Annotated in this window: 8 protein-coding genes; all 8 read left to right on the plus strand. The window is 41.2% G+C overall.

Annotated features, from left to right (window positions below; translation table 11 throughout):
• The first annotated feature begins 214 nt into the window (after positions 1–214).
• The 8 genes from Q7J27_04150 to Q7J27_04185 all read left to right on the plus strand — a co-directional run bounded on the left by Q7J27_04150 (position 215) and on the right by Q7J27_04185 (position 6,218).
• Positions 215–994 carry an amidohydrolase family protein gene (locus Q7J27_04150; GenBank protein ID MDO9528334.1) on the plus strand — a complete coding sequence of 260 codons (780 nt, stop codon included), beginning with the start codon at positions 215–217 and terminating at the stop codon, positions 992–994.
• Positions 928–2,070 carry a uroporphyrinogen decarboxylase family protein gene (locus Q7J27_04155; GenBank protein ID MDO9528335.1) on the plus strand — a complete coding sequence of 381 codons (1,143 nt, stop codon included), beginning with the start codon at positions 928–930 and terminating at the stop codon, positions 2,068–2,070. Before Q7J27_04150 ends, Q7J27_04155 begins: the two co-directional genes overlap by 67 nt.
• 32 nt (positions 2,071–2,102) lie before the next feature.
• Positions 2,103–3,482, plus strand: a complete 1,380-nt coding sequence (locus tag Q7J27_04160) for a GH1 family beta-glucosidase (GenBank protein ID MDO9528336.1) — start codon at positions 2,103–2,105, stop codon at positions 3,480–3,482.
• 152 nt (positions 3,483–3,634) lie between these two features.
• A complete protein-coding gene (locus tag Q7J27_04165) occupies positions 3,635–4,702 on the plus strand; it encodes an endo-1,4-beta-xylanase (protein MDO9528337.1) in 1,068 nt (355 codons plus the stop codon).
• Positions 4,703–4,716: 14 nt separating this feature from the next.
• Positions 4,717–5,127, plus strand: a complete 411-nt coding sequence (locus Q7J27_04170) for a hypothetical protein (GenBank protein MDO9528338.1) — start codon at positions 4,717–4,719, stop codon at positions 5,125–5,127.
• 21 nt (positions 5,128–5,148) lie between these two features.
• A complete protein-coding gene (locus tag Q7J27_04175; protein MDO9528339.1) occupies positions 5,149–5,322 on the plus strand; it encodes a hypothetical protein in 174 nt (57 codons plus the stop codon).
• A gap of 305 nt (positions 5,323–5,627) precedes the next feature.
• Complete coding sequence (locus Q7J27_04180) at positions 5,628–5,795, plus strand: hypothetical protein (protein MDO9528340.1); 168 nt, start codon at positions 5,628–5,630, stop codon at positions 5,793–5,795.
• Positions 5,796–5,813: 18 nt separating this feature from the next.
• Entirely contained in the window at positions 5,814–6,218 is a 405-nt protein-coding gene (locus tag Q7J27_04185) for a Gfo/Idh/MocA family oxidoreductase (protein MDO9528341.1), read from the plus strand.
• Positions 6,219–6,398: the final 180 nt, after the last annotated feature.

Consider the following 6,398-nt stretch of genomic DNA (forward strand, 5'->3'; position numbering starts at 1 on the left):
CAGCTGTAACAAATTGGCTGATTGAGTACAATTTTAATCGCCCTCATCAAGCGCTTGATTATTTAACACCCATGAGATATATTGAGAATCACAATGAGAATCTTAAACAAAAAGTGTTACCTATGTGCCCAGCCAGCACATGCCATGGAATGTTGTGATAGAAAATGATAGAATTAATACAGAAACAAAAGAAAAAATTTAATGGAGGCAAGAAATGAAAATTGATAGTCACGTTGTAGTAGGTCCATTTATAGGGGAAATGGGTGAGCCTGGTTATCCAGATATTCGGTTAAGTATTGATGAGCTAATCGAAATTTTGGATAAGGCAAAAATAGATAAAGCAGTGGTATTTCCCGCAGCGGAATGGAATGCTGACCCATCGATTTCCCAGTTGCAAGCAAATGAAGCAATGGCTAGCGCTATTAGTAAATACCCTGATAGACTAATAGGATTTGGTCGAGTTAACCCCTATTTTAAGCATTCGCTTAAAGATGCAGAGAAAATGATAAAAGATTTAGGCTTTAAAGGATTAGGAGAGTTTCACCCTATCGTTGACTCTTTTGCCGCTAACTCTACTATAATGCATCCTTTTATGGAGATGGCAGGAGCTTTGAATATTCCAATAAAGATGCACTCCGGAATGGGTAGAGCTGCTTTACCATCGTTGGTGGGAGACCTCGCTAGTAAGTTTCCTAAGGTTACAGTAATAATGTGTCATATGGGATGTTGGGAATGGCCTGAGGCGATTATTGTAGCTAAAAATGTTCCCAATATAGTTCTTGAACATTGTGCAGGCCCCTCACTCTATCCGAGTGGTCGATATGGAGCGCTTAAGAAAGCCGTAACAGAGGTAGGAGCTGATAGAGTGATATGGGGTTCTGACGAGCCCTATTGTGATATGTTTATGGCATTAAGGGAAGTTGAAGCATGCAGTTTTACAAAAGAGCAGGAGAAATTGGTAATGGGCGAAAATATAGCGAGAATTCTATGGTAGAAATGACCAGTATTGAAAGGATATCAAATATATTAAAGAGAAAACCTGTTGATAGAATAGGTCTTTTTGAAGATTTCTGGGGAGATACTCAAAGAAAATGGACGGGAAAAGGGCATATTGAAAAAAATGAGGATATCTCAGACCACTTTGGACTTGATATCCGCCTGTGCGATTGTTTCAACATGATAGCTGATATCAATTTTAAAACCGAGACAGTTGAAGAAACAGAGGAAACGATTTTGCAAAGAGATGGGAATGGTGCTTTACTTCGGAGACACAAGCTTCATGAGGCAACTCCAGAGCATGTTTACTTTATGGTAAAAGAAAGAAATACATGGGATGAAAAGATTAAACCCATGCTTACACCATCAAACCAACGAATAAATTTTAAGAAATTCAAAAATGATAAAGAGAATGCTCACACAAAAAAACGTTTTTTCTGTTGGGCAGGGAATAATGTTTTTGAACTTATGCATCCTCTATGTGGTCATGAATATATGCTTATGGGTATGGCTCTTGATCCTGAATGGGTCAAAGATATGGTAAATACTTACTCAGATCTCATTATCTCTCTTATGGAAATTCTTTTTGCTGAAGCGGGCAGACCTGATGGTATATGGTTCTATGACGACTTAGGATTTAAGGAACATTCTTTTATGTCACCTGGTATGTATCAGGAAATTATTCAGCCTGGGCATAAAAAAATCTTTGATTTTGTTCATTCATTAAGTTTGCCAGTCATTTTCCATTCGTGCGGTTATGTTGCACCGCTTGTTTCAAGACTAATTGAGGCAGGAATAGACTGTCTGCAAGTAATTGAAGTCAAAGCAGGTATGGATTTATTAAAACTAAAAAAAGAATTTGGAGGTAAAATCGCTTTATGTGGAGGCATGGATGCCCTCAATCTTGTGGCTAATAATCTGGATGCAATCGCTGAAGAGCTTAATAAAAAAATACCACTTGTAATGAAAGGTAGTGGTTATATACTCCATTCAGATCATTCTATTCCTGACCAGTGTGAATATGAAACTTATCGTTTTTTTGTTAATAAAGGTCTTAAATTGGGAACCTATTAGTTTTTTTTATTTCATTCAAGGGAGGTAATGATATATGTCTACTCAACAAAACAAAGTTTCCCGCTGATTTTCTCTGGGGAACGGCCACCTCCGCCTATCAGATTGAAGGTGGCTGGAATGCGGACGGCAAAGGTGAATCTAACTGGGATCACTGGGCTCATACCGGAAAGATAAAAAACAATCATACAGGTGATACTGCCTGCAATCATTACCATTTATGGGAAGAGGATATTAACCTGATGAAAGAGATGGGAATAAAAGCCTATCGTTTTTCTATTGCATGGTCGAGAGTTACTCCGGATGGCAAAGGGGAAATAAATCAGAAGGGGTTAGATTTTTATAAAAATCTCGTTGACGGACTCCTTGCCGCGGGCATTCAGCCTTTTGTTACCCTGCACCATTATGACATGCCCTTGACCCTTGAACAGGAAGGAGGATGGGTTAGCCGGGATACTGTTAATCGCTTTGCTGAATATGCGGGAATAATGGCCAGACATCTGGGGGATAAGGTTAAATACTGGATGACTCACAATGAACCGATCTGCATTGCCGGACTTGGTTATTCAGGGACTTCTGAACCACCCGGGCTAGGTGACCCAAAGTCAGGAGCCCAAGCCATACACAATCTTTTGGTAAGTCACGGTAAAGCCATAAGAGCAATTAAAACGAACAGCTCCGAAGAAGCTAAGGTGGGGATTGTCTTAAATCTATATCCTATTCAACCATACGGAGGACATACTAAAGAAGCACATCCGGATATTCCTGAAGATAATCTTATCGCGGCCAGACTCCAGGACGGCATCATAAACCGCTGGTTTCTTGATGCAATATATTACGGCAAATACCCGAAAGATGTGTGGAAATACCAAAAAGAAAACAATCCTGATATTGAGCCGGGGGATATGGAGATAATATCCATACCTCAGGATTTTTTAGGGCTGAACTATTATCACAGATTTGTTGTAAAAGGAGAGCGGCACAATGGAGAGTTAAAGATTAAAACAGTGCCCCCTCAGGAACTGGGCGCTCCTTTCAGCACTATGGACTGGGAGATATATCCTGATGGACTTGGTATTGTTTTGAGAAGAATAAAAAAAGATTACAACAATCCGATTGTTTTTATTACAGAAAACGGAGTAGCGCTGGCTGACGAAATAGAGCCGGATGGGTCAATAAATGATATTACGAGAATAAACTTCCTGAAAGCGCATGTCAAAGAGGCGGAAGAAGCAATTTCAGATGGCATTCAACTTAAGGGTTATTTTGTCTGGTCATTGATGGATAATCTGGAATGGGAAATTGGTTTTAACCATCGATTCGGTCTTGTTTATGTAGATTTCAAAACATTAGAAAGAACTGTAAAGGCAAGTGGAATATGGTATAAAGATTGGATAAGGAGACTAAATATATGATTAATAACACCGATCTAAACTTGCTCATAGAGGAGAACAGAAAAGGAAACTTTTCAATCAAGTTTACCAATGCACCTACTAATACAAAAGTTACTTATAGTATGACTCGTCTGAAGTTTGAATTAGGAACTTGCTTATATCGTTCTTACTTTATGTTGCCGGAGAATGACCGCAACCGTCAGCAATATCTTGATAAGGCAGATAAATACTTCAATTCCCTTGAGGTAATTATCGGGTGGCATGCTATGGAACCAGAACAGGGCAAGTATAATGAGGCCCCTTATCTTTCGATATGTAGCTGGTGTCATAGTCACCAAAAGAGGACATTAGGCCACCTCATATTTTATGGATGGGACGGTTTGGACGATAGCGATCCGGCAGACGCGCATTTAAATTTTATTCAGCCCTGGGTCAGAAACCTGAATAATGAAGAGCTTGAAAAGGCCATGAAACTCCGACTGAATCGTGTTCTGGCTATTTTTGAAGGCAAAATGCCCAATTACGTCTTGATGAATGAAGTCCTGGGGAAAGAGAGCCTCGAGCCCGGAGACTATTATAGCAAAATCTTGGGCTTCAAGACGCTGGAACCTTATTTCCGATGGGCTAAAGCTGTTGATTCTAATGCAAACTTTTATCTTAATGAAAACAGTATTCTCGCAGGTAACAAGACCCCGCAATACATTGAGATGATCCGTTCTTTGATAGAGGCCGGGGTAGAAGTGGGAGGGATTGGCATCCAGGGTCATTTTTTTGGGGAAACAGTTCCACCTAACGAAGAAATGTGGGAAAAACTCGAAGCACTGTCGGTTTTTAATCTTCCCATCTGGATTACGGAATTTGGCGTACAGGCAACCGATGAAAAGCGGTACGCAGAAGATCTTTACCGCTTCTATCGCCTCTGTTTTGCACATCCAGCGGTGATAGGCATAACCCGTTTCGGTTATTGGGAGCCTGAAATGTGGCCACGTGGCAAGGAACTTCAGAAGCATTACGGCTGGCGCCCGGAGGCTCATCTCTGGCGTAAGGATTGGTCACCAACTCCGGCGGCTGAAATTTATCAGGATCTCGTTACCAAAGAATGGATGACCAAAGGTTCTGGGGAGATAGACGCACAAGGGCAACTTCAATTCCGTGGATTTTTTGGAACCTATCGGATAAATGTTGGTGGCTCAAGTTACACCGTTGAACTTACGCCCGATAAACAAACTATGACTTTATGATAACCGAATAAGAAATGAAATCTAAAGGCAATCAGAAAAAACATATAGGGAAGTGCATTTGGCGGATCGTTTATAATAACGACGGGAGTCCACATGTATTCTTACATCCATTTCCCATGACCTATGAACAGTTGATTAGTCATATTGACCCGCTTGCCGGCATAATTGATACCTTTGTCTATCAGATGTTTTCGGGGAATGTTTTTTTGCATGACACTAAAGTCGGTGAGTTTTATACCGGTCCGTATGCAGATAAAGAGGATTCCGGTTATCAGGCAGATATTAAACCCTTTGATATTACAAATAATGCGCGCAAATTTATTGAGGATGGTTTAGACCCCATGCGGGTGCTCTGCGAGCGAGCGCATAAGATTGGTGTCAAATTCTTTGCCGGTCTGCGTATAAATGATCTTCACGATTTGTAGTTCAAGGAATGGATATGTAAGATGAAAAAAGAGCATCCGGAATTGCTGATCGGCAAGAAAGGCCAATCACCCAAAGCATCAACCACCGAATGGGATAGATGGGATCCTGACCCGAGGCGGATGGCCTGGAATTTTGCCGAACCGGCAGTGGTCAAGATGCGGGCTGACTTGTTGACCCTCATGGTCTGCGAATAACTGATTTTTGTGTAAGTGAGTTTGTTTTTGAAAGACCGCATTGCCTCGATCTTGTACTATCAGATACTCAGCTAATAGAGCCTGAAATCCTCGCACCACACGGTGATGCAATTGGAGGTTGTGATTTATTCTTGGTTCGTACTTATTACTCCAGGTATCGTGATACAAATCCCAACCGGTATTGGCAAAAAAGTCCAGGATTCTCGATTGCTGGTGCACGTTACCTGCGTGAAACATTCAAGAATTTAAGAGCCATAGGAATGGATCTACCCTCATTAGCTTGTATTTCTAAGAAAAGTGAAACTATGCGGTCCCATCATGAACTCCTCTGTGGTAAAGATAGGAGATTTTTGGTGATAGAGGATATGAACCTTGATTACGACCTTTCCGGATTAAAGAAGGTCATTGTTGCTCCACTACTTGTAGAAAAGACTGATAGCGCACCATGTACAATCATTGGAATATGTAGTTAAAAGAACAGGAGGTAAGACATGCTTAAGGATAAACCTACACATACATCAACGAAGGAGATATTTGATTGTTCCGACATTTACGGTGTGAGTTTTGATAAAAAGCGGGCTTGTCGAAAAAAAGTACGGTTGGCTATTATCGGTGCAGGCGGTATAGCTCAATCTAAATACCTCCCTGCTATAATGCGTTTGCGTACTATGTGGGAACCAGTGGAGGTAGTTGCAGTTTCACGCCGAGATGAACGGCAAGGTAAAAAAATTGTAAAGCTATACGGATGTAGGTGGTACGCGAACTCGGAAAAAATGTTGAGGGAAGAAGATCTTGACGGTGTATTAGTAACCGGGCCGGATGAGCTGCATGCAGAACATGTGATGATGAGTCTTGATGCAAATCTTCACGTTCTAGTAGGGGTAACCGTAACATAGCTGCTATTTCACCCAATAAAACTTCCGTTTTTATAAATGAGGGAACGGTCAACACATCATTACCCCCCTTGCCAGAAAAAGACTGATCTAATCTGATCACGACATCAAGGTCAATAGGTGGAATCATAAGCAAGCGCTTGTCCAGATCCGGCACCTTCTCTCTAGCCAACTGCCATGGCG

Source organism: Syntrophales bacterium (genome assembly GCA_030655775.1).
Taxonomy (GTDB): Bacteria; Desulfobacterota; Syntrophia; order Syntrophales; family JADFWA01; genus JAUSPI01.

Excerpts from the sequence above, each read along its gene's own strand:
- Q7J27_04170 (MDO9528338.1), top strand. The coding sequence starts at position 4,717 with ATGAAATCTAAAGGCAATCAGAAAAAACATATAGGGAAGTGCATTTGG.
- Q7J27_04175 (MDO9528339.1), top strand. The coding sequence starts at position 5,149 with ATGAAAAAAGAGCATCCGGAATTGCTGATCGGCAAGAAAGGCCAATCA.
- Q7J27_04165 (MDO9528337.1), top strand. The coding sequence starts at position 3,635 with ATGTTGCCGGAGAATGACCGCAACCGTCAGCAATATCTTGATAAGGCA.
- Q7J27_04150 (MDO9528334.1), top strand. The coding sequence starts at position 215 with ATGAAAATTGATAGTCACGTTGTAGTAGGTCCATTTATAGGGGAAATG.
- Q7J27_04155 (MDO9528335.1), top strand. The coding sequence starts at position 928 with ATGCAGTTTTACAAAAGAGCAGGAGAAATTGGTAATGGGCGAAAATAT.
- Q7J27_04180 (MDO9528340.1), top strand. The coding sequence starts at position 5,628 with ATGCGGTCCCATCATGAACTCCTCTGTGGTAAAGATAGGAGATTTTTG.
- Q7J27_04185 (MDO9528341.1), top strand. The coding sequence starts at position 5,814 with ATGCTTAAGGATAAACCTACACATACATCAACGAAGGAGATATTTGAT.